20 protein-coding genes and 3 pseudogenes are annotated in these 23,332 nt (G+C 69.1%); 15 read left to right on the top strand and 8 right to left on the bottom strand.

Annotated elements, in window-relative coordinates:
• The first annotated feature begins 22 nt into the window (after positions 1 to 22).
• The gene (locus ABZ910_RS06480) at positions 23 to 1,417 is read left to right on the top strand and encodes a carboxypeptidase regulatory-like domain-containing protein (protein WP_361360181.1); all 1,395 of its coding nucleotides are present in this window, start codon (positions 23 to 25) and stop codon (positions 1,415 to 1,417) included.
• A gap of 362 nt (positions 1,418 to 1,779) precedes the next feature.
• Here the strand turns inward: ABZ910_RS06480 and ABZ910_RS06475 are convergent, their stop codons facing one another.
• Positions 1,780 to 1,974 (bottom strand): hypothetical protein, encoded by a 195-nt coding sequence (locus tag ABZ910_RS06475; protein WP_361360629.1) that lies wholly within the window; start codon positions 1,972 to 1,974, stop codon positions 1,780 to 1,782.
• An 81-nt stretch (positions 1,975 to 2,055) separates the two neighbouring features.
• Here ABZ910_RS06475 and ABZ910_RS06470 point away from each other — a divergent pair.
• From ABZ910_RS06470 to ABZ910_RS06445, 6 genes and pseudogenes are all read left to right on the top strand, one after another.
• Positions 2,056 to 2,691 (top strand): annotated as a pseudogene (locus ABZ910_RS06470) (integrase core domain-containing protein); the annotation flags it as partial.
• Positions 2,692 to 2,935: 244 nt separating this feature from the next.
• Positions 2,936 to 3,550, top strand: coding sequence for an aldehyde dehydrogenase family protein (locus ABZ910_RS06465; protein ID WP_361360178.1), 615 nt, complete (start codon positions 2,936 to 2,938; stop codon positions 3,548 to 3,550).
• Entirely contained in the window at positions 3,550 to 4,656 is a 1,107-nt protein-coding gene (locus ABZ910_RS06460; RefSeq protein ID WP_361360175.1) for an NAD(P)-dependent alcohol dehydrogenase, read from the top strand. The genes ABZ910_RS06465 and ABZ910_RS06460 overlap by 1 nt, the downstream gene beginning before the upstream one ends.
• Positions 4,657 to 5,032: 376 nt before the next feature.
• On the top strand, positions 5,033 to 5,836 hold the full coding sequence (locus tag ABZ910_RS06455) for a maleylpyruvate isomerase N-terminal domain-containing protein (protein WP_361360172.1): 804 nt from the start codon (positions 5,033 to 5,035) through the stop codon (positions 5,834 to 5,836).
• Between the two features lie 168 nt (positions 5,837 to 6,004).
• Positions 6,005 to 6,112, top strand: a pseudogene (locus ABZ910_RS06450) (acyl-CoA thioesterase II); the annotation flags it as partial.
• 336 nt (positions 6,113 to 6,448) lie between these two features.
• The gene (locus tag ABZ910_RS06445) at positions 6,449 to 7,096 is read left to right on the top strand and encodes a TetR/AcrR family transcriptional regulator (RefSeq protein WP_361360619.1); all 648 of its coding nucleotides are present in this window, start codon (positions 6,449 to 6,451) and stop codon (positions 7,094 to 7,096) included.
• 123 nt (positions 7,097 to 7,219) lie between these two features.
• Here the strand turns inward: ABZ910_RS06445 and ABZ910_RS06440 are convergent.
• Positions 7,220 to 7,369, bottom strand: a pseudogene (locus tag ABZ910_RS06440) (hypothetical protein); the annotation flags it as partial.
• A 503-nt stretch (positions 7,370 to 7,872) separates the two neighbouring features.
• Here ABZ910_RS06440 and ABZ910_RS06435 point away from each other — a divergent pair.
• The 3 genes from ABZ910_RS06435 to ABZ910_RS06425 all read left to right on the top strand — a co-directional run bounded on the left by ABZ910_RS06435 (position 7,873) and on the right by ABZ910_RS06425 (position 10,238).
• Positions 7,873 to 8,043: a hypothetical protein gene (locus ABZ910_RS06435; RefSeq protein WP_361360169.1), complete on the top strand. Its 171-nt coding sequence runs from the start codon at positions 7,873 to 7,875 to the stop codon at positions 8,041 to 8,043.
• Complete coding sequence (locus tag ABZ910_RS06430; protein ID WP_361360166.1) at positions 8,018 to 8,587, top strand: CoA transferase; 570 nt, start codon at positions 8,018 to 8,020, stop codon at positions 8,585 to 8,587. The genes ABZ910_RS06435 and ABZ910_RS06430 overlap by 26 nt, the downstream gene beginning before the upstream one ends.
• A 241-nt stretch (positions 8,588 to 8,828) precedes the next feature.
• On the top strand, positions 8,829 to 10,238 hold the full coding sequence (locus ABZ910_RS06425) for an MFS transporter (RefSeq protein WP_361360163.1): 1,410 nt from the start codon (positions 8,829 to 8,831) through the stop codon (positions 10,236 to 10,238).
• A gap of 156 nt (positions 10,239 to 10,394) precedes the next feature.
• Here ABZ910_RS06425 and ABZ910_RS06420 read toward each other — a convergent pair whose 3' ends face one another.
• Positions 10,395 to 10,979 (bottom strand): TetR family transcriptional regulator, encoded by a 585-nt coding sequence (locus tag ABZ910_RS06420; RefSeq protein WP_361360160.1) that lies wholly within the window; start codon positions 10,977 to 10,979, stop codon positions 10,395 to 10,397.
• 324 nt (positions 10,980 to 11,303) lie between these two features.
• Here ABZ910_RS06420 and ABZ910_RS06415 point away from each other — a divergent pair, with 324 nt between their 5' ends.
• Both ABZ910_RS06415 and ABZ910_RS06410 read left to right on the top strand, forming a co-directional pair.
• Positions 11,304 to 11,711 carry a hypothetical protein gene (locus ABZ910_RS06415; protein ID WP_361360157.1) on the top strand — a complete coding sequence of 136 codons (408 nt, stop codon included), beginning with the start codon at positions 11,304 to 11,306 and terminating at the stop codon, positions 11,709 to 11,711.
• A gap of 132 nt (positions 11,712 to 11,843) precedes the next feature.
• Positions 11,844 to 12,260, top strand: a complete 417-nt coding sequence (locus ABZ910_RS06410) for an SsgA family sporulation/cell division regulator (RefSeq protein WP_361360154.1) — start codon at positions 11,844 to 11,846, stop codon at positions 12,258 to 12,260.
• 279 nt (positions 12,261 to 12,539) lie between these two features.
• Here the strand turns inward: ABZ910_RS06410 and ABZ910_RS06405 are convergent, their stop codons facing one another.
• Positions 12,540 to 12,983, bottom strand: coding sequence for a MarR family winged helix-turn-helix transcriptional regulator (locus tag ABZ910_RS06405; RefSeq protein ID WP_361360151.1), 444 nt, complete (start codon positions 12,981 to 12,983; stop codon positions 12,540 to 12,542).
• A gap of 379 nt (positions 12,984 to 13,362) precedes the next feature.
• Between ABZ910_RS06405 and ABZ910_RS06400 the strand changes: the two genes are divergently transcribed.
• Both ABZ910_RS06400 and ABZ910_RS06395 read left to right on the top strand, forming a co-directional pair.
• Positions 13,363 to 14,805: an aldehyde dehydrogenase family protein gene (locus tag ABZ910_RS06400; protein ID WP_361360149.1), complete on the top strand. Its 1,443-nt coding sequence runs from the start codon at positions 13,363 to 13,365 to the stop codon at positions 14,803 to 14,805.
• A 317-nt stretch (positions 14,806 to 15,122) separates the two neighbouring features.
• The gene (locus ABZ910_RS06395) at positions 15,123 to 16,604 is read left to right on the top strand and encodes an MFS transporter (RefSeq protein ID WP_361360146.1); all 1,482 of its coding nucleotides are present in this window, start codon (positions 15,123 to 15,125) and stop codon (positions 16,602 to 16,604) included.
• Between the two features lie 191 nt (positions 16,605 to 16,795).
• On the opposite strand, the gene ABZ910_RS06390 is transcribed toward ABZ910_RS06395, so the two are convergent.
• Together ABZ910_RS06390 and ABZ910_RS06385 are read right to left on the bottom strand one after the other, a co-directional pair.
• Positions 16,796 to 17,470 (bottom strand): NAD-dependent epimerase/dehydratase family protein, encoded by a 675-nt coding sequence (locus ABZ910_RS06390; protein ID WP_361360143.1) that lies wholly within the window; start codon positions 17,468 to 17,470, stop codon positions 16,796 to 16,798.
• Positions 17,471 to 17,536: 66 nt separating this feature from the next.
• The gene (locus tag ABZ910_RS06385) at positions 17,537 to 18,463 is read right to left on the bottom strand and encodes an SDR family NAD(P)-dependent oxidoreductase (protein ID WP_361360140.1); all 927 of its coding nucleotides are present in this window, start codon (positions 18,461 to 18,463) and stop codon (positions 17,537 to 17,539) included.
• A gap of 86 nt (positions 18,464 to 18,549) precedes the next feature.
• On the opposite strand from ABZ910_RS06385, the gene ABZ910_RS06380 reads away from it, so the two are divergent.
• Entirely contained in the window at positions 18,550 to 19,119 is a 570-nt protein-coding gene (locus tag ABZ910_RS06380; RefSeq protein WP_361360137.1) for a helix-turn-helix domain-containing protein, read from the top strand.
• A gap of 196 nt (positions 19,120 to 19,315) precedes the next feature.
• Here the strand turns inward: ABZ910_RS06380 and ABZ910_RS06375 are convergent, their stop codons facing one another.
• Both ABZ910_RS06375 and ABZ910_RS06370 read right to left on the bottom strand, forming a co-directional pair.
• Positions 19,316 to 21,754 carry a SpoIIE family protein phosphatase gene (locus ABZ910_RS06375; protein ID WP_361360134.1) on the bottom strand — a complete coding sequence of 813 codons (2,439 nt, stop codon included), beginning with the start codon at positions 21,752 to 21,754 and terminating at the stop codon, positions 19,316 to 19,318.
• A 293-nt stretch (positions 21,755 to 22,047) separates the two neighbouring features.
• A complete protein-coding gene (locus ABZ910_RS06370) occupies positions 22,048 to 23,286 on the bottom strand; it encodes a cytochrome P450 (RefSeq protein WP_361360131.1) in 1,239 nt (412 codons plus the stop codon).
• Positions 23,287 to 23,332 lie beyond the last annotated feature (46 nt).

Raw genomic sequence — 23,332 nt, 5'->3', positions numbered from 1 at the left:
CGCGGCAAGAGGGAGCAAGGGAATGTCCGATCGCGAGAGCGGAGGCGAGCTCGTACGCACGCTGGCGGGAAGTTTGTGGTTCCCGCTGTTCTTCTTCTTCGGCTTCATGCTCTGCTATCTGCTGCCGTTCCACGCGCCCACGCCACATGACGTGAAGGTCGCTGTGTCCGGCCCTGCGGTCGCCGGTGAACTCCAGGCCGCCTTCGACCAGCAGGCACCGGGCGCCTACGACGTCATCCCGGTCAAGAACGCCTCGGCCGCCCGTGAGGCGGTACTGGACCGTGACGCGGTGGCCGGCTTCGCCCTGCACGGCAATCACGCGACCCTCTACACGGCCAAGGCCGCCGGCGCGTCGCTGGAGAGGGTGGTGAACACCACCTTCAGCCAGGTCGCGGCTCAGGGCGACGAGAAGCTGTCCACGGTCGAGCTTGTGCCCACCGCGAGCGGCGACACCCTGGGGACCGGGCTGTTCTACCTGGCGATGGCGTGGAGTTTTATCGGCTACCTCGCCGTGATGATGATGTTGCGAGCGGTCACGTTGAGCCGGCGCGTGAAGCTGCTGGCCGTCATGGGCCTGGGCGCGTTCGCCAGCATCGTCGGCTACTTCATCGGTGTCGGCATGGATGTCATCCCGAACGAGCCGCTCGCCCTCCTGTACGCCTTCCTCATCACGCAGGCGGTCGCCTGGGTGACCTACGGACTGGTCCCGTTCGCCCGGCAGGCCCTCCCCGGTGTGGCGGTGGGCCTGTTCGTCATGCTCAGCGTTCCCTCCAGCGGCGGGGCCATACCCTGGCAGATGACGCCCGCGTTCTTCCGGTGGCTGCACCCCGTCATGCCGATGGGCAACCTGTTGGACGCCCTGCGCGGGATCTTCTACTTCGACAACAAGGGGCTGCTGCATCCCACCGTGGTGCTCTGTGTATGGGCGGTCGTCGGTGCGGCGTTGATCGGAGTCGGAGCGCTGCTGCAGCGCCGCCAGGAACAGCAGGCAGCGCTCGAGGGTGCCGACGACGCGAGTGCCGACGACGGCGATCAGGTCGAGGAAGCAGTGGTCGAGGACCCCGCCTTCGAAACCCCGCTACCGCACCCCGTTCAGATGCACATGGGCAAGCACGCGCGCCGCGAGGCCCCGATGCTCATCGGCAAGGTGAGCGAAGACAACGGCGCGGGTGTCGTGGGCGCCGTCGTGACGATCATGGATGCGCGAGGCCGCCAGCTCGTGCGGACCGTCACCGACCGCGAGGGCGTGTACGCGGCCACGGGGCTGCCCGAGGGGATCGTCACCATCGTTCTCTCGGCACCGGGCCGGACCCCCGACGTGGCCCGGGTCCTGCCGCGGTCGGGTAGGACCCTGCACAGGGACTTCACCCTGCCGGAGCACCATCGGACCGCTCTCCGGCCCACCGCCGCCGACTGATCTCCGCGCTCGGTCATCGTCGGGTCTGCTCGTCGGCCACGGCCGATCCGCTCGGGCAGCCGCTCGTGCAGCCCTTGACGCGAGCAGTGCATCGCGGCCTCCTTTCACGACTCCGATCACCATCAGGGCGGACGGCCATCGCTGCATCGGGTAGGCCGGGAAGTTGGGCCGGCAACTCCAGGAGGTACGCGATGAGCTCGAGGAACTCGCCGTCGCAGAGCGGGTCGCGAACCGGCCGGCCGAGCAGGTGCACGCCGAGACGGAAGCAGAAGCAGCGTCGCCTACCGCGGGGCAGGTCGCGGGCCGTGCGGTGCTGCCGGTCCCGCGGCGCGAGCGCGGGACGAGGCGGCGCTGCCCGGGGACTACCGGCGGATCCTGGGAGTGGCGCGACACGACAGCAGCAGGTCGCGGTAGCCCATCGCCAGGTTGTCGCCTCCGAGGTGGAACTCGCCGCCCGGCGTGTCCCGGTACAGCGGAAGCAGGTCCCTGATCCGGCGGGTGGCCATCGCCACGGGGTCGAAGGCCGCGTCCAGCGGAAGGCCGTCCAGCGGCGGCACCGGCGCGGAGCTCGCTGGCCGCGCCGGTCAGCTGGTTGGCGATCACGTGCTCGCCTGGACCGGCCCACGGGCGAGGTCATCCGCCGCTACGAACGCGACCGCCCCGGCGAGCTGGTCCATGTCGACGTCAGGAAACTCGGCCGGATCCCGGACGGCGGCGGTCACAAGGTCCTGGGCCGCCAAGCCGGCCGCGCTCGGCGCAGCAGCATGGGCTTCGACTACGTCCAGTCCGCCGTCGACGACCGCAGCCGCCTCGCCTACAGCGAGATCCACACCGACGAGAGGGCCGACACCTGCGCAGGCTTCCTCCGCCGGGCCGCAGCCTTCTTCGCCACCTGCGGCATCGAGCGCATCGAACGCGTCCTGACCGGCAACGCCTGGCCCTACCGCAAGAGCTTCGCTTGGCGGCCGGCCCTGGCCGACCTCGGCGCGGCCGGCAAGCTCACCCGCATCTACCGGCCGCAGACCAACGGCAAGGTCGAACGCTTCAACCGCTCCCTGCTCGACGAATGGGCCTACCTGCGGCCCTACACCAGCAACACCGAACGCGCCGAAGCCCTGCCAGACTTCCTCCACAGTTACAACCACCACCGCTGCCACACCGCACTCGGCGGCCAGCCACCGATCAGCCGCGTGAACAACGCTGCGGGTCAATACAGGCCACCCCGGCCATGGACGCACCGCGCTTTCCCGCCGTCGCCGGCAACCGCTCATTAGTCGCGATATCGGGTCGGCCGCGAAAAAATTTGCTAGTTGACAACATTTTTTCAAGGGTGGATCGTAGGGACGGGACCGCTGATGCAGTGCCGGCACAGACAGCCGCAGTCCCTCCGTCAGGCGCTGCCAAGCCTCATGTCTCTGTCAGGTCACGGGGCCACGCGGACCGACCCGCCCCGGCCAGAGTGCCGTGGGGTCCTTCGTTTCACTGCACTTCGCTTCACGCAGTCTCAGGAGCTTTCCTATGTCCGGCACCGCCCAATTCGACGACATGAGCAAAACGCTGCAAGCTCAGCGCGACGCGTTCCTCACTGACGGCACGCCCTCACTTGAAGTCCGGCTGGACCGTCTGGAGTTGCTCGCTGCCCTGGTACGAGGCAACAGCCGACCCATCGTCGAAACCATCAGCGCCGACTTCGGTCATCGCTCGCCCGAGTCGACCGAGCTGACTGAAGTGGCGGACGTCATCGGTCCGATCGAGATCAATCCGGCCGGGGAAGATCTGCCCGCGTCGACCCGCAAGCTCGCGCCGACGCTGATCATCGAGCCCGAGCAGGACGCACTCGTCCCGACCGAGGAGATCTTCGGTCCTCTGCTTCCGATCAGGACGTACCGGGACATCGACGAGACCATCGCCTACGTCAACGCGCGCCCGCGGCCTCTCGGCGGCGTCGGGCCTAGCGGAATCGGCGCGAACCGCGGTCGGGACGGCTTTCGTGCCTTCAGCCATGCCAAGGGCGTGTACGTCCAGACCGACCAGGACGTTGCGCATGTCGGGTCTGCGCCCGCTGTTCGGCGAGGCCATCCGCGCTCCGATCGAAGCTCAGAAGCAGGCCTGACCCGGAAAGGAGAGCGTTGATGCGCATTACCGCAGCAGTGGTCGAAGAGACGGGTGGCCCGTTCGTCCTCGGCGACATCGAACTCGCGGAACCGCGGCCGGACGAAGTGCTAGTCAAGGTCAGCGCCGCCGGTCTCTGTCACACCGACCTCGGTGCCGCCGCCGATCACTACCCCCTGAAAATGCCCGCTGTCCTGGGACATGAAGGGGCGGGAGTCGTCGAACGCGTGGGCTCGAACGTGACCAAGGTGGCCCCCGGCGACCACGTCGTCCTGACGTTCAACTCCTGTGGCTCATGCGGCAACTGCCGCAGCGCCAAACCCACGTACTGCCACAATGGCTCCGCCCTCAACGTCATCGGTACCCGCGCGGACGGCTCGACCGCCTACACGCGGGACACCGGCGCCCCGCTGAGCGGCCACTTCTTCAGCCAGTCCTCGTTCGCCACCTATTCCGTGGCTTCGGAGCGCAACGTCGTCAAGGTCTCCCACCACGTCCCCCTAGACCTGGTGGGCCCTCTCGGCTGCGGAATCCAGACCGGTGCCGGTGCGGTACTCAACACCCTGTGCGCTCGGCCCGGACAGTCTCTGGCGGTCTTCGGCGCCGGTTCGGTGGGTCTGAGTTCCATCATGGCCGCGCGCCTGTCCGGGTGCGGTGTGATCGTCGCGGTGGACCTGATGCCGGAGCGCCGTGAGCTGGCTCTCGAACTCGGGGCCACGCATGTACTCGACGGGGCCCGTGACGACCTGGCCGAAGAACTGCGACGGATCACGGGGGAGGGTCTCGACTACGCCATCGACTACACCTCCAACGGTCAGGTCGTGCGAACGGCCGTCGCGGCCCTGAAGCCCCTCGGCACCTGCTTGCTCGGCGGAGCAGCCGCACCCGGCACACCCATTGAACTGGACATGGGACTGATCCATACCGGGCGAACCGTGCGCGGCATGCTCGAGGGTGACAGCGTGCCCGACCTGTTCATCCCCGAGCTGATCGAGCATTACCGCGCCGGCCGGTTCCCCTTCGACCGGCTTATCACGCACTTCGCGTTCGAGCAGATCAACGAGGCGGTCAAGGCCACTCAGAGCGGTGCGACCGTCAAGGCCGTGCTCACCATGGCCGATTCCTGAGAGCCGATCGGTCGCCGGGCTCGCGCTCGCTTCCCGTATCGAGCAGCGGCCCTTGGTCGTGGAACATCCCACGGCCGACCTTGCGGAAAGCGACCGCGACGCTCACGTCGACCAGCAACCAAGTACGGAGACGCGCCTGGCTGCTGGTCGACGCGCGTGACGAGTGGCGACTGTCGGCCGCCGAGCGGGCAGAAAATGTTGTCGGTCAGCTAACTTTCTTGTACGGTGTATACGACACTGGCCGTCGTCCGTGGCCCGCTGAACAGCGTGTGGCCGATCCCGGGCGGCAGTTCGCCGACGGGGCACGTCGGTTCCCTGCGGGCGAACGCAGGCAGGACCCGGTGAGAACCAGAACCTCCTACGAGTTAGGACCCCCATGACCGTTCAAGCCTTGGCCGCGTGGAATCTCGTGCGTGATCAGCTCGATGGTGTCCTCGACAGCCTGACTCACGAGGAGTGGCTGCGGCCGTCAGCATGTCCCGGTTGGCGCGTGCGCGACATGGTCGCGCATCTCGGAGCCTCCGCGCGGTCCGTGATCGACCCGCTGCCGGAACCGCCCGATGCGGCTCCGCTGCCGGAGATTCGTGAGCGCCAGCATGACGTGTTCGTCCTGCGCCGCAACGGGTGGTCCCTGGAGGAGGTCCTCGAGGAGTACCGCACGTACAGTTCGAAGCTCGCCGACATGGTGGCTGGTCTCCAGGCCGAGCCGAAGGCCTCCGAGACGTTCACTGCGCCCGGTCTCGGCGTCTATCCGTTCCACGCCATGGCCAATGGGATGGCCTTCGACTACTACTGCCACCTGCTGCACGACCTGCTGGGTCCCGTGGGTCCGATCGAGCGTGTCCTGCCGGCGCCGGAGCACGAGACCGTGTATGCCGCGGTCCAGTGGATGATGTGGGGCCTGCCGCAGATGCAGGGGGACGCACTGGATGCCACGGTGATCGCCCCCGTCACGTTCCGGTTCTCCGGTCCTGGGGAGAGTGGGTGGACGGTGACCCGGCCCGATCCGACCGGCGGGCTGGTCGTCGAGGAGAAGGGCGGCGGCGACGTCGTGGTCACCTCCGACGCCCACGCCTTCATCGCCTGGGGTACCAAGCGCCGCGACTGGCGCCAGGACTGCACCATTACCGGGTCGGAGTCGCTGGCCGCACCGCTTCTTGACGCCGTCAACATCGTCTAGTCCCGGGTCACTGCACGAAAGGTCTCATCAGCGGACTTCGAAGCCGCCCTGCCGAGGCCGCGTAGGGGCAACAGGTCCGGGACTTGCTCTGCACGCACAGTGCCGAACTCGAGCACGGAGACACGGCGGCCAGGGCGGTATGCCGTTGCAGCAGGCCATTGTGAACCAGGAGGCCAGGTAGTCGGCCAAGCGTTGGTCGCAGCGGGCCGGAAGGGGGACCGGGGCCGCCCGGTGCACTCGCTGCACGCCTGCTTTATGCGCCCCGGCGTGCCGGGAGGGCGGGCGGTCGATCTTCGCCTCACACCGATTTCCACGAAGCCGAGCAGAGCCGCATTGAGTACCAGATCGTCATGTCTGAGGCTCCCGGAGCCGAGGGACTCCTTATCATGCTGGAGAGGATCGCTCCCCAGCAAACCTAGCGTTGACCAGCTCCGATGCCGGCGCCGGAGACCGGTCACCAGTGCCGCATCGCCAGCCCTTACGCCCCGGCCGACAGAGGCCGTCACCAAAGCCGCCGACGGCGACCGGTCGGAGTCGCCCGATATGATCGCCGGGGAAGCGGATGCCGGGCCACGTCGGTCGTGCGTCGGCCCGGAGCGAGCAGGAGGACCCTTGGAACGTGTCGATCGCCCCTTGCCCGCTCCGAAGCAGGCCCGCTCGGAGCTGTCGACCAGTCGCCTTCTCGATGCCGCCGCCGACCTGATAGCCGAGGGCGGCTATGAGCGGATGACACTGTCCGCCATCGCGAAGCGCGCGGGCTACACGCATGGGCTGGTCACCTCGCGGTTCGGCTCCAAGGAAGGCCTGCTGTGGGCGCTTGTCGAACGGATGGTCGTCGACTGGAGCCACACTCTGCTGCTGCCGACCGTCAGTGGTCAGACGGCCGCTGCGGCGATCCACACCTCGATCGACGCCCTGCGTGACAGCTGGCGGCGCGCGCCGTCACGCATGCGCGCGCTGTACATCCTCATGTTCGAGGCGCTGATGCCGATTCCGCTCCTGCACCAGCGGATGGCGGAGCTGCACCGCGATCTGCGGCGCAGTGTCCAGGATGCGGTTGAGCGCGGAATCTCCGACGGGAGCCTGAGCGGTCGCATCGACTCTGCACGCGTGGCGCGGCTCATCGTGGGCGCTCTCCGTGGTGCGGTGTACCAGGCGATGCTTGATCCTGACGAGGTCTCGCTCGATGACGCTCTCGTCGATGTACAGACAATGGTCGATGCGATCCTCCCAGAGCCGTCTCACACCCCTGATCGCTGACGCTGCAGGACATCAGTCGAACAGCTCCGCTCGATGCCCTTCGTGGCGGTCGCGACAAGTGCCCCCATCTCGGGGAGGCGGTCGGGTCGAGCCGGATCTCCGGCATGGAGACGGACACCACTGCTACGGGTGTGCCGTCGGCGTTGCTGACGGCCGAGGCGATAGCGTGCGCGGGCTCAGGGCCCAGCGCGTCACGGGGGCCGCGGTGGGCTCCAGCCATCCGTCCTGGGCGAGGGCTCGCAGAATCCTCTGCACGGTCGCCTTGGGCAAGTCTGTTGTCCGACGCCGACAGGCTGGTGCTCAGCCACCGTCTCAAGAGGTCGTTGCCCCCGGGGCGGCCTGGCCGCGGTGGCCGGGTGTCGCACCCCGGATCCGGTCGGGGACGTGGTTCCGCGAGGATGTAGAAAATTTTCTTGTCAGACACATAATTCCTTACTAGAGTCACCCACACCTCGAGCCCCCACATCGCCGTAAGCCGGTCTCTGAAACGCAGCGAACTCATCCGATCGGGAGCATCGTGATCACAGCAGAACTTCACCTGCCGGGGCCGGAGCTCACCGAACCTTGGCGGACGCCGCCATGCGTCGCGTTGCAGCGGGAGTCGGACCCGCAGAAGGCGGAGATGTCCCGGGAATTCCTCGACCGCCGTGGCAAACATGGCTACTTCGGCATCACGGGGGCCGCGGAGCAGGGCGGCATGGGGATCGGCACGTTAGTACTGCAAGGTCGCCGAGGAGCTGCCTGCCGGTAGCGCCCGCGGTGAGTGGATCGGTGTGGTGGCGCTGTCCGAGCGCATCGTCCACCAGCACGCCTACACCGGCGAGGTGCTCGCGCAGCAGGGCAACACCCCTTCCCTGCTGTGCCCGTTCGACAGCCTCCCGACCATGGACGCTGGGTGGCCCTGGCCGCGAACGACCGGCAGTGGACCACCGTCGCGCATGCGATAGGCAGGCCGGACATGGCGAAACCGACGAGCGCTACGCCACACGCCGTGCCAGGGTGCGCCACCACGCTGAGGTGCGCGCGGCGCTCGCGAAATGGTTCGCCACGCAGACGGCCAGGCAGGTTGTGGGCATCTTCGGCGGGAAGGTGTCGATCGGCCCGCTCTACACCGCGACCGACAACTTCGCGGCCCTCACATGCCTCTGCTCGCGGGATGCTCGTGCCGGTCGAGCAGCCGGGGGCCGCCGGTCGGCGAGCACGACATCGACCGGATCATCGCCGACTGGACAAGTGGCGGCCCACCGGCAACGCGGGCCTGCCGCACAGGGGGCGGCGGCCAGGTCGACCGCGCAGGTCGGCCCTGCCGACGGTGCGCCACACCACGGACCGCGGCGTGATCGCTCGACATCGTCCCGAGCCCCGGCCGTAACCCGGCCGGGAGCGGTGACCCACCACACGACGGAGCCGTCACGATCCCGGCGCGGCGTCCCGCGATTCAACTCGCAGCCGGCATCAGGGCCCACGAGGCCATCCATGTCATGCCCCTGACTCTTATCAGCGCTTTCAGGCACTCACTCGGCGCCGCCACGCATCTCGCCGAGACCGGGCCGTAGCTCGCGACAGGCCCTGAGCGGCCGCAGTACGCCGCGAACCCGATACTCACCCGACGTCCCGAACCGAGCGGCGTCCCTCACCGGCGTCGGCCCCGGTCCCGCCGGCGTCCCCGCATCACCCGAGTCCTCCCCGGACCCGGCGTCCCCGTATACCGCTCTCTCGATCCGGAGGATCCATGACCGACGTAAGACCCGCCGCACCCAGTCTCAGCGACCGGATGGAGCGGGTGCCCGTCCTCACCCGCTCCCACCGCACCTGGATGGTCCTGCTCGGCCTGCTGTTCTTCTTCGACCAGAGCGACATCAACGCCTTCGCCTTCGCCGCGCCCGCCATCCGCGAGGACTGGGGCATGTCCGTCGCCGACGTCGGCCTGATCACGGCCGCGTCCTTCCTGGGCATGTTCGTCGGCTCGATCGCCGGCGGCCGGATGGCCGACCGCTACGGCCGGAAGCGGGTGATCATCGGTGCCACGTTCTTCTACGCCCTGTTCTCCCTCGCCTCGGCGTTCGCCGTCTCCGTTGCCGACCTCGCCGTCTACCGGGTCCTCACCGGCGTCGGGCTGCAGGCGATGACGGTCGTCCTGCTCACCTACATCAGCGAGATGTACCCCAGTCGGCTGCGCGGCCGGGTGCAGGCCCTGATCCTGGCGTTCAGTGTGCTCGGCATCCCCGCGGCCGCCGCCCTGGCGAGGTGGGTGATCCCGCAGGGCCCCGACGCATGGCGCTGGATCTTCGTCGCGGGATCGGCCGGCATCGTGATCGCGCTCGTCGCGCTGCGCGCTCTGCCCGAGTCCGTGCGATGGAACGCGGCGAACGCGCGTGGGGCAGCGAGCGAGACCGTCGTGGCGCGTGTGGAGGAGCAGGCACGCGCGGCGATCGGCGGCGACCTGCCGCCCGTGGAACCGCTTCCCGCTCCCGCGCCTGCGTCGCCGCGCGAGCTGCTGCGCCCGCCGTTGCGCAAGCGGCTCGTGGTGGTGAGCACGTTCACGATGCTCGCGCTGACCGTGTTCTACGGGTTCAGCGCCTGGATGCCCACCCTGCTGGTGGAGAACGGGTTCACCACCGAGCAGAGCCTGAGCTTCAGCTCGACCGTCGCGCTCGCCGCCTGTCCGGGCGCGCTGCTGGCCATGCTGTTCATCGACCGGGTCGAGCGACGCACCGCCCTCACGGTGATCTACTCGGTCAGTGCCGCGCTGCTGCTGGTGTTCGCGCTGGTGAACAGCTACCCGGTCCTCGTGGCTGCCGGGCTCCTGATGGTGCTGGCCTCACAGGCCGCCGGGGCGTGCGGCTACACCTACCTGCCGGAGATGTTCCCGACCCGGCTGCGCGCGCTGGGCGTCGGCATCGGCAACGGGGCGGGGCGGCTGGCCGTCGTCGCCGGCAGCTTCCTGATTGCGTTCATCCTGGGGCGCTTCGGCGACAAGGCGGTCTTCGGTTGCCTGGTCGGAGCGGCGGTCCTGGCGGCACTGGTGATGGGCATGTTCGGCGAGCGCACCCGCGGCCGGTCCCTGGAGTCGCTCTCCGATGCCGCGAGCGTGGCACCGGCTCCCCGGGCGGTGGAAGGGACGGCCCAGGGAGCGCACTGAGCGACCGTTTCGTGGTGGTGACCGGTGCCGGCCGCAACATCGGGCGCGCGATCGCGCGCCCGATGTTGCGGCGGTGACGGCCATGACCGCGCTCGTCACCGAGGCACTCGGACCGGCCGACATCGCGGCCACAGCTACCGCACCAGATGACATTCCTTACAACGGCCGGTGCGGTGACGTGAGTCCGAAGAGGTCGAACATGGTCTCGATCTGCGCCGACGTCTCCGGGCTTCCCCCGCGCGCCAGATCGAAGAGCGTCAGGCTGAAAAACGTGGCAGCCATGCCGGTACTGGATTCCGGAGGCGGGACCCACGGCTCGAAGAAGGCGCTGAGCGCGGCGACCAGTTCGTCCACGCGAGGACGCAGGCGCTCGTTGCGGATGGCGCCGACGAGCAGCTCGTACGCGGCCACGGCCGAGTCCGCCACGGCACCGTCTGCGTCGCGTGCCGCCGCGCGATACGCCTCGATGAGTGAGAGCTCACCGCTCAGCGCTCGATCCCGCAGTCTCTCCAGCCTCGCGACGTGCAGGCTCGTCGCCCGTGCGAGCGCGGCGTCGAGCAGATCGGTCGCCGTCCGGAAGTGATAGGTGACCGAGGCGAGTGAGACCCCGGCATGCTGGGCCACCTTGCGCTGTGTCGCCGCGGTCAGGCCACCGGCCGCGATGAGCGTGATCGCCGAGTCCAGGATCTGCTCCCGGGTGCGATCACCGTGCGGTCGCCGCTGCCTGGTCGAGGGGTTCATGAGTCTCCTCCGTCACATCACCCGACATTTACCTGAACCATCGTACAGACTGAACTATCGTACAGATTGCTCGGAGGCTGAATCAGCCCGAAGAGACAGCGCGAGGGATCGCCGCAGCGACTCGCCCACCCGGTTCCCGGGGCCGGCAATGTGAGCGCACCCCTCCCGCGCCCATGCGTCGTAGGCGCAGGGGGTCGCCGATCCCGGACAGGCATCGGCGACCGGCATGCGAGTTGCCCCGGTCCCACGAGTACCGGGGTACCCCGCAGCCATCAAGCGGAGCCTTCCCATCCTGGGCTCCTGAGTGCACCAAGGAGAATGGTCATGAATCAACCCTTCGGACGTCGGGCCGCCACCGCGGCCGCCACGCTCGCCGTTGCGGTGGGCGCACTCCTGGCGGTGGGCGGCACCGCCTCGGCCGCGTCGGGCCCGGCGGTTGCCGTCGCCCACTCGTCGAGCGCCGCCCACTTCGGTGACCACCGCTATGGCGATCGTGCCAACGACATCCGGTACGACGGTCGGGATGACCGCCGTGACCACAACCGGTACGACGGCCGGGAAGGTCGCTGGGACGGGTACCGCTCGTGGTACCGCACCGGTGGCCACTGGTACTGCGACGACCACGGCCGGTGGTACCGCTACGACGGTTTCCGGTTCTACGCGTGGGACCACGGAACCTGGGACATCGTGACCGGCGATGCCCATGGTTTCGACTACCGCATCTTCTTCTGACCGTCAGAGGCGGACGTCGGGTCGGCGTACTGCGCGCCGGCCCGAACGGGGCCTAATTTCCCGGGCTGTTGGGTGCACTGCTGTCGCAGCGCAGTGGTGCACCCGGTTCTCGAAGAGCAATGTGAGTGACCCATGGCGATCCACGTGGATGAACTGCTGGATATGCAGCTAGTGCTCGCGCACGACGAGCGCATCGTGGTGCCGACCCAACTGCGGTACGCGTCAGTTGACCCGTTTGCCGTGTGCATCGCCTTCGATATCGGCAATGAGCGCCCGGTTGTGTGGGCGTTGGCCCGCGACCTGCTGGCGGAGGGCGTCTTCCGGCCGTGCGGGCAAGGTGATGTACGCATCTGGCCTACCGGATCCGGACCGGACGCCGAGCTGAACCTCGCCCTGTCCTCCCCGCACGGTGCCGCACGGTTCGTTGCTCCGCTTCCCATGGTGGCGCAGTGGCTGGAGCGCACGTACCGGTTGGTTCCGGCAGGCACTGAGACAGACGGACTCGACGTGGACGCCGAACTGTCGCGGCTGCTGCATGGTGCCACCTGAGGGTGCCGAGCGACGGGAGGGTCGCGAGGCGCGGCTGCCGCACTGGCGGTTGCTCGTCGTACCCCCGTACCCGCGCGCCGACGTCGCAGCCGTGGGCAAGTCGCCAGTCGGCGCGCGGAAGTTGCCGTGGTGACCGTGCCTTCTTCGGCAAGACCGGCACGACCCTTCACGCTCCACCCGCGCCCGCCCGGTCCGCTCCTGTCCCTGCCGCTCCGCGACCATGCTTGCGGATCCGCGTACGTGCGGGATGTCAGACCTTCCTGCGGCCGGTCACCCGTGTCAGCTGTCCGTGCCGGGGTGCGCGACGCGGCGCAGCAGGTGCGCGAGCTGGGTGCGTTCCTCGGGGGAGAGGCCGGCGAGACCCTCCTCATTGACGCGGACAGCCGCGGGTGCGGTCTTCTCGACGAGGTCGCGGCCCTCTGGGGTGAGGGTGATGAGCTTGCGGCGGCGGTTGGTCGGGTCGATGCCGGCGTCGAGCAGGCCACGCTTGCAGAGGCGGTCGACGAGATAGCCGCAGGTGGACTTGTCCAGCCCGGTCCGGTGTCCGAGGGTCTGCTGGTCGAGCGGGGACTCGTGCTTCAGCTCCCACAGGACGGTGGACTGGACCAGAGTGAGCGGAGCGTCGACGTGGTCGGCCCAGAGCGTGGTCCATCGTTGGACGGCCAAACGCAAGAGGTGGCCGACGCGTTCCTGCTGCTCGGCGGGGTTGTCGGTCTCGGCCATGCCGGCCTCCTTTGCGTTTCTCGGTGACGTGACCTAGCTTAGTCCATGCACGGACAGTCCAAACACGGAATGTCTAAACACGGAGTAACTGACCTGCAGGTACGCGGCCCCGGTGCGGGAGTCGTCGCGGCCCGGGCCGACCGACGTCGGCGCTCCAGGCCGACCAGCCGTTCACGCCTGGGATCAAAGAGGCCGACTCCTCGGTGCGTGGCACCTACCAGGGGCGGCCGGTCACAGGTCAGGCCTACGTCGAGCGGTTCGGCCGCTGGAAGCAGGGCGTGCCGGACCTTGCCGAAGATCGGTGGACATCCATCGGTCTCCGAGAAGGCCCATCCGCCTAGCGCCTGCTCGATCCCCCACCGCAAGAACGGAGAACATCATGAGCACCATCACGCAGTTCGAGCACTGGATCGGCGGCGCCTCTGTGCCGCCCGCCTCGGGCCGTCACCTCGACTCCACCAGTCCCCACGACGGCGAGCTCGTGTTCCGCATCGCCGACGGAACCGCCGAGGACGTCGAGCAGGCTGTCACCCGCGCTCACCAGGCCCAGCGGGCCTGGGGGCGGACGACCACCGCAGAGCGCTCCCGGGTTCTCAAGGCCATCGCGGCCGGGATGCGGGAGAACATCGACTGGCTCGTCGAGCTGGAATGCGCCGACAGCGGCAAACTGCCCACTGCCGCCCGTATGGAGATGCTCGCCGCCGCCGACTACTTCGACTACTACGGCTCCATCGTTCGCACCCTCGCCGGCGACACGATCGACCAGGGCCCGCGGAACCTGACCTACACGCGGCACGAGCCCTACGGCGTCGTCGCCGTCATCACTCCGTGGAACGGCGCCGTCAACCAGGGTGCCCGCGGCATCGCCCCCGCGCTGGCGGCCGGCAACACGGTCGTGCTCAAGCCGAGCGAATTCACCTCGGCCGGCTCCCTGGAGCTGGGACGGATCGCCACCGAGGCCGGACTGCCCGACGGTGTCCTCAACGTCGTCACCGGACTCGGCCCCACCGTCGGTGTCCCGCTGGTCTCGCACCCGCTCGTCCGCCGGGTCAGCTTCACCGGCTCGGTCGCCACCGGCCAGGCCATCGGCCGGATCGCCGCCGACCGCGTCATACCGGTCGCCCTGGAGCTGGGCGGCAAGAGCCCGATCGTGGTCTTCGCCGACGCCGATCTCGACGGTGCCGCGAAGGCGGCGGCGACGGCCATCCTGCTCAACTCCGGGCAGGTCTGCTTCGCGACCACCCGGCTGCTGGTCGAGCGCAGCGTGCAGGACGAGCTGGTACGTCGTATCGGCGCGATCCTGGCCGGCAAGCAGCCCGCTCAGGATTTCGGTCCGATCATCACTGCCCCCCAGTTCGACAAGGTGCTCGAGATGCTCGACACCGCACGGCAGGAGGGCGCCCACGTCGCCGTCGGTGGGCACAAGTACGAGGAAGGGGTCCCCGAGCGGGGGCTCTACATCCAGCCGACCGTGCTCACCGACGTCAAGCCCGACATGGAAGCGGCCCGTAAGGAGTTCTTCGGACCGGTGCTGGCCACCATGCCGTTCGACACCGAGGAAGAAGCCGTCGCCCTGGCCAACGACACCGACTACGGCCTGGGCGGAGCCGTGTGGAGCGGTGACACCGGTCGCGCGATCGCCGTGGCCCATCGCATCGAGTCCGGGCAGGTCGCCGTGAACGGCGGCCTCATGAGCAATGAGACCCCGTTCGGCGGCTACAAGATGAGCGGCATCGGCCGGGAGAAGGGCATCGAGGGCCTCTACGAGTACACCCAGCTCAAGACGGTCAGCGTCGGCCTGCCGGACCACGGTGCGGAGTGACGGGACGCCTCCGCTTCCTGCCCGCGCCCCTGCCCCACCGACCGACGCTGTAGACCTTCCCCCTGCGCACCGCGGAAGCAGACTTCGTGGAGCACTCGCAGCCACGTGGCGCGCAGGGGGAGGTCCGGATCGCCATGCACCCACCGAGCGGTGACACGGGCCGGCAACAGCGACGCGCAGTACCGGTTCGTGATCGACTCCGCGACGATCTGACGCCGATCGCCGAGCCGGCCCGCCTGCGCGGTACCTCTCTGCCAAGCCGGTGATGTCTGTTCAACCACCGTCCCCACTTGCCTGTTCAGACTGCGAGTCCCGCCATGTCCGATTCCCCTGCCCATCCCACCAACGGCACGAAAAGGCACGCCGCTGCGCGGTCGAACGTCATCGTGCCCGTCCTGGCAGTCACCGGGACCGTGGTCGCGCTGATGCAGACCCTGGTTTTCCCGATCGTCCCCCAGCTACCGCGACTGCTGAACGCATCACCATCGGACACCACCTGGGCCGTCACCGCCACCCTGCTCACGGCCGCCGTCGCCACTCCCGTGTCCGGACGCCTGGGAGACATGTTCGGCAAGCGCCGCATGATGCTGACCAGCCTGGTCGTGATGCTGGCCGGGTCGCTGGTCGCCGCGCTGAGCGACTCCCTGGGACCTCTGATCGTGGGCCGCGCCCTGCAGGGCGCGGCGAGTGGAGTGATTCCGCTCGGCATCAGCATCATGCGCGACGAACTGCCCAAGGAACGCGTCGGGTCCGCCGCCGCCGTGATGAGCGCCTCCATGGGTGTCGGCAGCGCGCTCGGCCTGCCCATTGCCGCGCTCATCGCCGACAACGCCTCATGGCACGCCCTCTTCTGGACCTCCTCCGCCCTCAGCGCCCTCGTCATCATGCTCGTGGCGTTGCTCGTGCCGGAGTCGCAGGCGCGCACCGGCGGACGGTTCGATCTGGTGGGTGCCCTCGGTCTCTCCGTGGCGCTGGTGTCCCTGCTCCTGGCGATCTCCCGGGGCGCCGACTGGGGCTGGAGCAGTTTCACCACGCTCGGCCTGTTCGCCACCGCCGTCGTCGTCCTGCTCCTGTGGGGCCGCTTCGAACTGCGCGCCACCACGCCCCTGGTGAACCTGCGCGTCACCGCACGCCGCCAGGTGCTGCTGACCAACCTGGCATCCACGACGTTCTCGTTCGCGATGTTCACGATGCAGATGCTCGTCCCGCGGCTGATGCAGCTGCCCTCGGCGACCGGTTACGGTATGGGCAAGTCACTGCTGACCGTGGGCCTGAGTATGGCGCCGCAGGGTCTGGTCATGATGTCGATGGCGGGCGCTTCGGCCGCACTGTCCAGAGCGAAGGGACCGAAGGTGACGCTCATGGTCGGCGCCGCCACGGTCTCTGCCGCCTACGCGCTCAACACCTTGCTGATGTCCGAGATCTGGCACCTGATACTGATCACCTGCGTCATCGGAGCCGGCGTCGGACTCGCCTACGGAGCGATCCCCTCCCTGGTCATGGGCGCCGTGCCGGCGTCGGAGACAGGGGCGGCCAACAGCCTCAACACGCTCATGCGGTCCATCGGCAACTCCACCTCCAGCGCGGTGGCAGGAGTGATCTTCGCTCATGTGACCGTCTCGTTCGGTGCGACCGCCCTGCCGTCCGAGAACGCCTTCAAGACAGCCATGGCCATCGCCTCCGGCTCGGCTCTCGTGGCGTTCACCATCGCTGCCTTCCTTCCACGCCGACGTGTGCCCGTCGACGCGCGCACGACGGCGACCGTCACCTCCGAAACGGTCTCCGAACCGAAGTCATGACCTCCGAGCCGGCCGACGGTGACCGTCTCGCCGTTGACCGGTCGCCGGGCGCCTCCCGGCGCCCGGCGACCGCGGGGACGGAGATCCCCGTTCCGCAGTAGCCGGCCCGCCACCGCGCTGGAGATGCCCTCAACTCGCTCCAGCAGCCCGCGACGTCACCGAAGCGGGGCCGGCAGGTCTGTCCTTGGCGGTCACGGCGTCGCGGACGCTGCCAATTCGTTGATGTCGGCCGTGTCCAGGACGCCGCGCTTCACGCCGCCGCGAGCGGTTCGGAGCATGGCGTGTCCGAACTGCACGCTCGTGGTGACGTACCGCGGAGCGATACGCCGCAACACCGGGTACAGGGGAGTCAAGACTCGATACAGCAGCGCGTAGGACTTGGTCTTCGCCTTCGTGCCCGGCAGGGGGAGGATGAACGCGGGACGGAACATGAATGCCCGCGGGGTCAGTTCCAGCAGGGCGTTCTCCGTCTCGCCCTTCACGCGCGCCCACATCATGCGGGACTTGCCGCTCCCGTCGGTGCCGGCCCCGGAGACGTAGGTGAAGGTGAGATCGGGGTTGGCGTCCAGCAGGGCGCGCGCGGCGGCCAGCGTGAAGTCGTAGGTGACCACGCGGTAGTCGGCTTCGCTCATGCCGACGGCCGAGATGCCCAGGCAGAAGAAGCAGGCGTCGTAGCCGGCCAGCTGGTCCTGGATGGCGGTGAAGTCGGTGAAGTCCGTGTGGTGGAGCTCGCGGAGCTTGGGGTGGACGCGCCCGGTGGGCGTGCGGCCGATGACGAGGACATCGGTGACCTGCTGGTCGCGCAGGCAGGTGTCCAGCACTGCCTGACCCACCATGCCGGTGGCTCCGAAGATGACGATGCGCACGGTGTTCCTGTTCTGTGGTGCTCGTGGGTCCGTGGAACCGGGTCGGGCGTGAGGGGCGGCGTGCCCTCAGACGGGGAACTTGACGTCGGTGAGCTCCTCGGACACGGTCCACAGGCGCTGCTGGACGGCCGCGTCGTGGGACTTGGCGCTGGACGCCACCACCTTGGGGTGTCCCTGGGTCTCGCCGATGCCGGAGGGGCCGTAGTACTGGCCGCCGGTGACGGCGGGGTCGGTGGCCGCGCGCAGGGTGGGCAGGGCCCCCATGGCGGCGGACTGGCTGATGAGCGGCATGAGCAGGGTCGTGATCGCGCGCAGCGGGGCGGGCATGTTCCGCCCGAGTTCGGTCGCGGCGCCACCGGGGTGCGCGGCGGTGGCGATGGTGGTGTCGTGCGAGGCGAGGCGGCGCTGGAGTTCGTAGGTGAACATCAGGTTGGCGAGCTTGGCCTGGCCGTAGGCGGCGATGCGCTTGTATGAGCGGTCGAACTGCAGGTCGTCGAAGTGGATGTCGGCCTGGATGCGGTGGCCCTGGCTGCTGACGGTCACCACCCGGGAGCCAGGCACTGGCAGCAGCAGGTCCAGCAGGAGACCGGTCAGCGCGAAGTGCCCGAGGTGGTTGACCCCGAACTGCATGTCGAAGCCGTCCTGCGTCTTCTGACGGGGCGTGTACATCACGCCGGCGTTGTTGATCAGCAGGTCGATCTTCGGGTAGGCGGCGTGCAGCTCGTCGGCGGCGGTGCGCACGGATTCCAGGGAGGCCAGGTCCAGGCGCTGAAGGCTGAGCTTGGCACCAGGGGCGCGGTCGGCGACGCGGGCGATGGCCTGCCGGCCCTTGTCGAGGTTGCGCACCGCGAGGACGACGTGCGCGCCGTGCTCGGCCAAGGCCCGTGCGGTCTGCAGGCCGAGTCCGCTGTTGGCTCCGGTGACGACGGCTACCCGGCCGTCCTGACGGGGAATGTCGCTCTCGCTCCAGCGGCTGGCATTCCGGCTGGCCATGATCATGCCTCCATAACGTGAATGATGCTTCACCGTATATCCTGAGGCATCGTTCACGTTATGCCAAGTCCTTCCCGGAGTACCTCATGACCTCTCCACGCCCGCTGCGCGCCGACGCGGCCCGCAATCGCGCCCGGATCATGACGGCGGCGCACGAGCAGATCACCGAGCACGGACCCGGGGTATCGATGGAGCAGATCGCCGCCGCATCAGGAGTGGCGGTCGGCACCCTCTACAAGCACTTCCCGAACAAGACCGACCTCGTCGCCGCTGTGGTCGCCGCCGCGTTCACCGCCGTCGCCGAGGACGCCGAGGCCTCGCTGCAACGCGCTGACCAGGGCTCGCCCGCTATCACGGAGTTCACCGGGTTCCTCACCCGCCTGATGGACGTCGCCGCGCACAACCACGCGGTCAAGGCAGCCGCTCGGGACCTCCACGCCGACCATGATGCTCATCCCGCCATGCGGGAGGTCGAGGCCCGCGCCGCTGAGGCCCTCACTCGGCTCGTGCGCGCGGCGCAGGAGCAGCGCGGCCTGCGCGCCGACTTCACCGTCGACGACGTGTACCTGCTGTTCTCCACGTTCCCCGCCGACCAGCCCCCCGCCGCCCGCGAACGCTGGCTCGCCCTTGTGTTCACCGGACTTACCGCAAGCTGACCGGCTCCCGGCCACGCGTCGTCTCCTGAGCCCCCTGTGAGCAAGGTGCGCGTTTCACCAGGGCATCCTCGTTCTCCGTGGGGACGGTGATCCGCTGCCTGCGCCCGAGCTGCCCCCTGCGCCGCAGGGCCGCAAGGCCCTGTTCGGGCTCATCGGGGCCGGGTGAGACCGCGGAGAGCAGACCCTCGAATCGACCTCACGTCGCCGGGCTCGGCGCTGCGACGGGAAGGGGCTGTTCGGCCCAGATGGTCTTGCCGTCGCGGCTGTAGCGGGTGCCCCAGCGCGAGGCGAGCTGGGCCACCAGGAACAGGCCACGGCCGCCCTCGTCGCTGAGGCGCGCCCGGCGCAGGTGGGGGGCGCTGAGGCTGCCGTCGGAGACCTCGCAGATCAGGGATCCGGCGTGGATCAGGCGCAGCGCGACGGGACCGCGGGCGTGCCGAATGGCATTGGTGACCAGCTCGCTGACGATGAGTTCGGTGGTGAAGGCGAGCGGTTCCAGACCCCAGTCGGCGAGCTGACGGTCGGTGAGGCCGCGGGACTGGGCGACCAGTGCGGGGTCGACCGGCAGCTCCCAGGAGGCGACCCGGTCGGCCGGCAGGGCGCGGGTGCGGGCCAGGAGCAGCGCCGCGTCGTCACATCGGTGCTCGGGAACCAGGGAGGCCAGCACGGCCTCACCGAGCTGGTCCAGCGGCCGGCCCGGTTGGGCGATGGTGCGGGCCAGCCGGTCGAGCCCGATGTCGATGTCCCGGTTCGGGGCCTCGATGAGGCCATCGGTGTAGAACGCGAGAACACTGCCCTCGGCGAGCTGGCGCTCGGCGGTCTCGAAGGGCAGGCCACCCAGCCCCAGGGGCGGGCCGGGTGGAATGGCGTCAAGAAACTCCACCGCCCCATCGGGCGACACCAGGGCCGGCGGAGGGTGGCCGGCGCGGGCGAAGGTGCAGCTGCGGGAGATGGGGTCGTAGACGGCGTACAGGCAGGTGGCACCCTCGCAGTCGGGGTCCTCCTCGGTGAGGCGGACGACCAGGTCGTCAAGTTGGGTGAGGACCTCGTCGGGGTCCAGGTCAAGGTCGGCCAGGGTGTGGACCGCGGTGCGCAACCGTCCCATCACGGCCGCCGCGTGCAGGCCGTGGCCGGTGACGTCGCCGACGACCAGGGCTACACGGGCCCCGGACAGCGGCAGGACGTCGAACCAGTCCCCGCCCGCTCCGGCGTGAGCGTCGGCGGGCATGTAGCGGTAGGCGGTCTCGACGGCGGGATAGTCGGGCAGATCGTGCGGCAGCAGGCTGCGTTGCAGGGTCAGAGCCGTGTTGTGCTCGCGGGTGTAGCGGCGGGCGTTGTCCACGCACACCGCGGCGCGGGAGCAGAAGTCCTCGGCCAGGACCAGGTCCTCCTCGTCGTACGGTTCGGGATCCCGGTGGCGACCGAAGCTGGCCAATCCGAGGGTGGTCCCGCGGGCCCGCAGCGGCACGACCATGACCGAGTGGATCTTGAACTCGCGGATCTTCTTGGCGGTTTCTGGAGCGGAGGTGTACCACTCGTCGACATCGAGCCTCGGTATCAGGACCGGTCGCCCAGTAGTCAGGCACCGGTTCTGGGGAGTGCCGGGACGGGAGACCCTGGCCTCGCCCGCCGTGTACGTGACCTCCGGGACGCCCGCCCGGATCGAGAGGATTCCCGATCGGCGGGCCAGCACCTGCCCGCCTATCGGCCCGGGGTCCGGTTCATCACCCAGCACCGTGGTCTCCAGCAGGTCGACGGCGGCGACGTCCGCGAGCCCGGGAACGGCCGCGTCGGCCAGTTCCTGGGCGGTGCGCACCACATCCAGCGTGGTGCCGATACGCGCGGCGGCCTCGTTCAGCAGGGTCAGCCGCCGCTGGGCCCGCCAGCCGTCGGTGACATCGACGTAGGTCTGGCACATTCCCAGGAGGCGGCCGGCCGGGTCGGTCAGCCGGAAGGAGGACCCGGACCACGCGCCCTCGCGGGCCGGGTCCTCCGGGAGGCGGCCGTGCACCGGGAAGTCGACCACCGGCTCGCCGGTGTCCCGCACGTGGCGCAGTACCCGCTCGATCGCCGGGACGTCGAGCTCCGGCGCGACCTCGCCGATGCGCCGGCCGAGGAGCCGCTCGGCGGGGGTGGCGGCCGCGCGCTCGGCCGCGGCGTTCACCCACCGGTGCCGCAGCTCACTGTCCATGACGGTGATCGGGATCGGGGACTGGCTGAACAGCGCCTGAAGGATCGCCCGGTCGACCTCCTCCCGCTCCACCTGCCGCGCGTCACCGGCGCTGACCGACCAGCCGCCCCGGCCCTCTCGGCCGAGCACCGGGCGCACGCGCAGCGCGACCTGCACCTCATGCCCGTCGCGGTGTCTCAGGCCCCGAACGCCTCCCCAGTCCTGCCCGGTCGCCTGCCACTCGCGAGCGACCAGCGCCGCTTCCCGGTCCTTCGCGGTGGTCAGCAAATCCACTGCGGGCGTGCCACAGACCTCTTCCGCCGAATATCCGAGCAGCGCTTCTGCCTGCGAGCTCCACAGAAGGATCCCGCCCTTGGCGTCCACCACTGCCGTGGCCGTGTACGGCCTTTGCGGCGGATCTCCTGATCCTGCGCCGAGGCCCCCGGAATCCTTAGGCACACTCATTGGCACCAGCCCATCCTTGGCCTCGCCCCCGTCTGCCCATGATAGTGAAGCGGCGATGTGACCACCCCCGGAGAACGGCCGGGCATGGGCCCTGATCGGAGCGGATACGGGGTGGGTCTTCAGGCGTTCATCTTCGGCGGAGGTGACACCTACGACCCCATACCGGCATCGGCGGCCAGACGCCGGCCGGCCGCGTCACCAACCTGTCCGGTCAGCACAGCTGGGCGTGGTGGTCCGGGTGTGGTCCCGGGTGCCCTCGGCGCGTTGTGGCGTGGTCGTTCACCAGCGGGCGGTCACCAGGTGACGGGCAGGGACTTCAGGCCGTGGACGACGGAGTCGAGCTTGAAGGGGAGTTCCTGCTCGGGCACGGCCAGGCGCAGGCCGGGGATGCGTTCGAACAGGCGGGGCCAGGCGATCTGCATCTCCACGCGAGCCAGGTTCTGACCCAGGCACTGGTGGACGCCGAAGCCGAAGGCCAGGTGGTTGCGGGCGCCGCGGGCGATGTCCAACTTGTCGGCCGGGCACTCGTCCTCGCCGGTACCGAAGACGCTCGGGTCGTGGTTGCCGGAGATGAGCGAGAAGACGACTCCTTCGCCCGCGCGTATCAGCTGTCCGCCGATCTCGACGTCCTCGACGGCCACTCGGCGCGGAGCGGCGGCGACGATGCTCCAGTAGCGCAGCATCTCCTCCGTGGCGGAGGCGGCCAGCTCGGGATGGGCGAGCAGGTTCTCGCGCTGTCCGGGTTCGCGAAGCAGCGCCAGGAGGCCGAGGCCGAGCATGTTGGCGGTGGTCTCGTGGCCGGCGATCACCAGCAGGTTGAGCTGCTGGGGCAGCAGTTCGGCGGGGAAGCCGTCGGTTCCACCGTGCTCGGTCACCAGACGGCTGACCAGGTCGTCCCCGGGCTCGCGCCGCTTGCGCTCGACGAGATCCGCGTAGTACGCCAGCGCCTGTTCCTGCAACCGCAGCCGTTCCTCAGGGCTGAAGGTCAGGTCGGTGGTGGCATTCGCCATCCGCTGGAAGAGGGCATGGTCCTCGTAGGGGATGCCGAGGACGAGGCAGATGGCCATGGACGGCAGGGGCAGCGCGAAGTCCTGGATGAAGTCGACAGGCCCGCCCTTGGCGAGCATGTCGTCGATCAACTCGTCGGTGATCTTCAGGAGGTCGTCGTGCATCGCCCGGGTTCGCTTGACACTGAACTCCCGGGTGAGCATCTGCCGAAGTCGGCCGTGCTCGGGCTCGTCCATGTTGATGATGTTGCGGGGCGCGCGCTCACTGTGGTGGGGGACGAACTCCGGATATCCCGGCTTGCGGATGTTGGAGCTCAGGGCCGGGCTGGCCAGGAGGGCGCGGATGTCCTCGTGCCGGGTGGCGAGCCAGTGCTGCGAGCCGTCCCAGATGGTGACCTTGTGCAGCCCGCCGGCTTCACGAAAAGCAGTGTGCTGTTCGGGCGCGCTGAACGGGCAGGTGCGGGGGGCGGGGTAGAACGGGGCGTCGTAGGACGATACGACGGTGGGGGGAGTGCTGGTCGACATGTCGCCTTCTTCTCTGGTGGCTCTTCAGGTGAGTTGACGGTCTGTC

Source organism: Streptomyces sp. NPDC046805, from assembly GCF_040645355.1.
In the GTDB taxonomy this organism is placed as follows: Bacteria; Actinomycetota; Actinomycetes; order Streptomycetales; family Streptomycetaceae; genus Streptomyces.
Note: the sequence above shows the minus strand (reverse complement) of the source record. Positions and strands in the feature narration are given on the sequence as shown.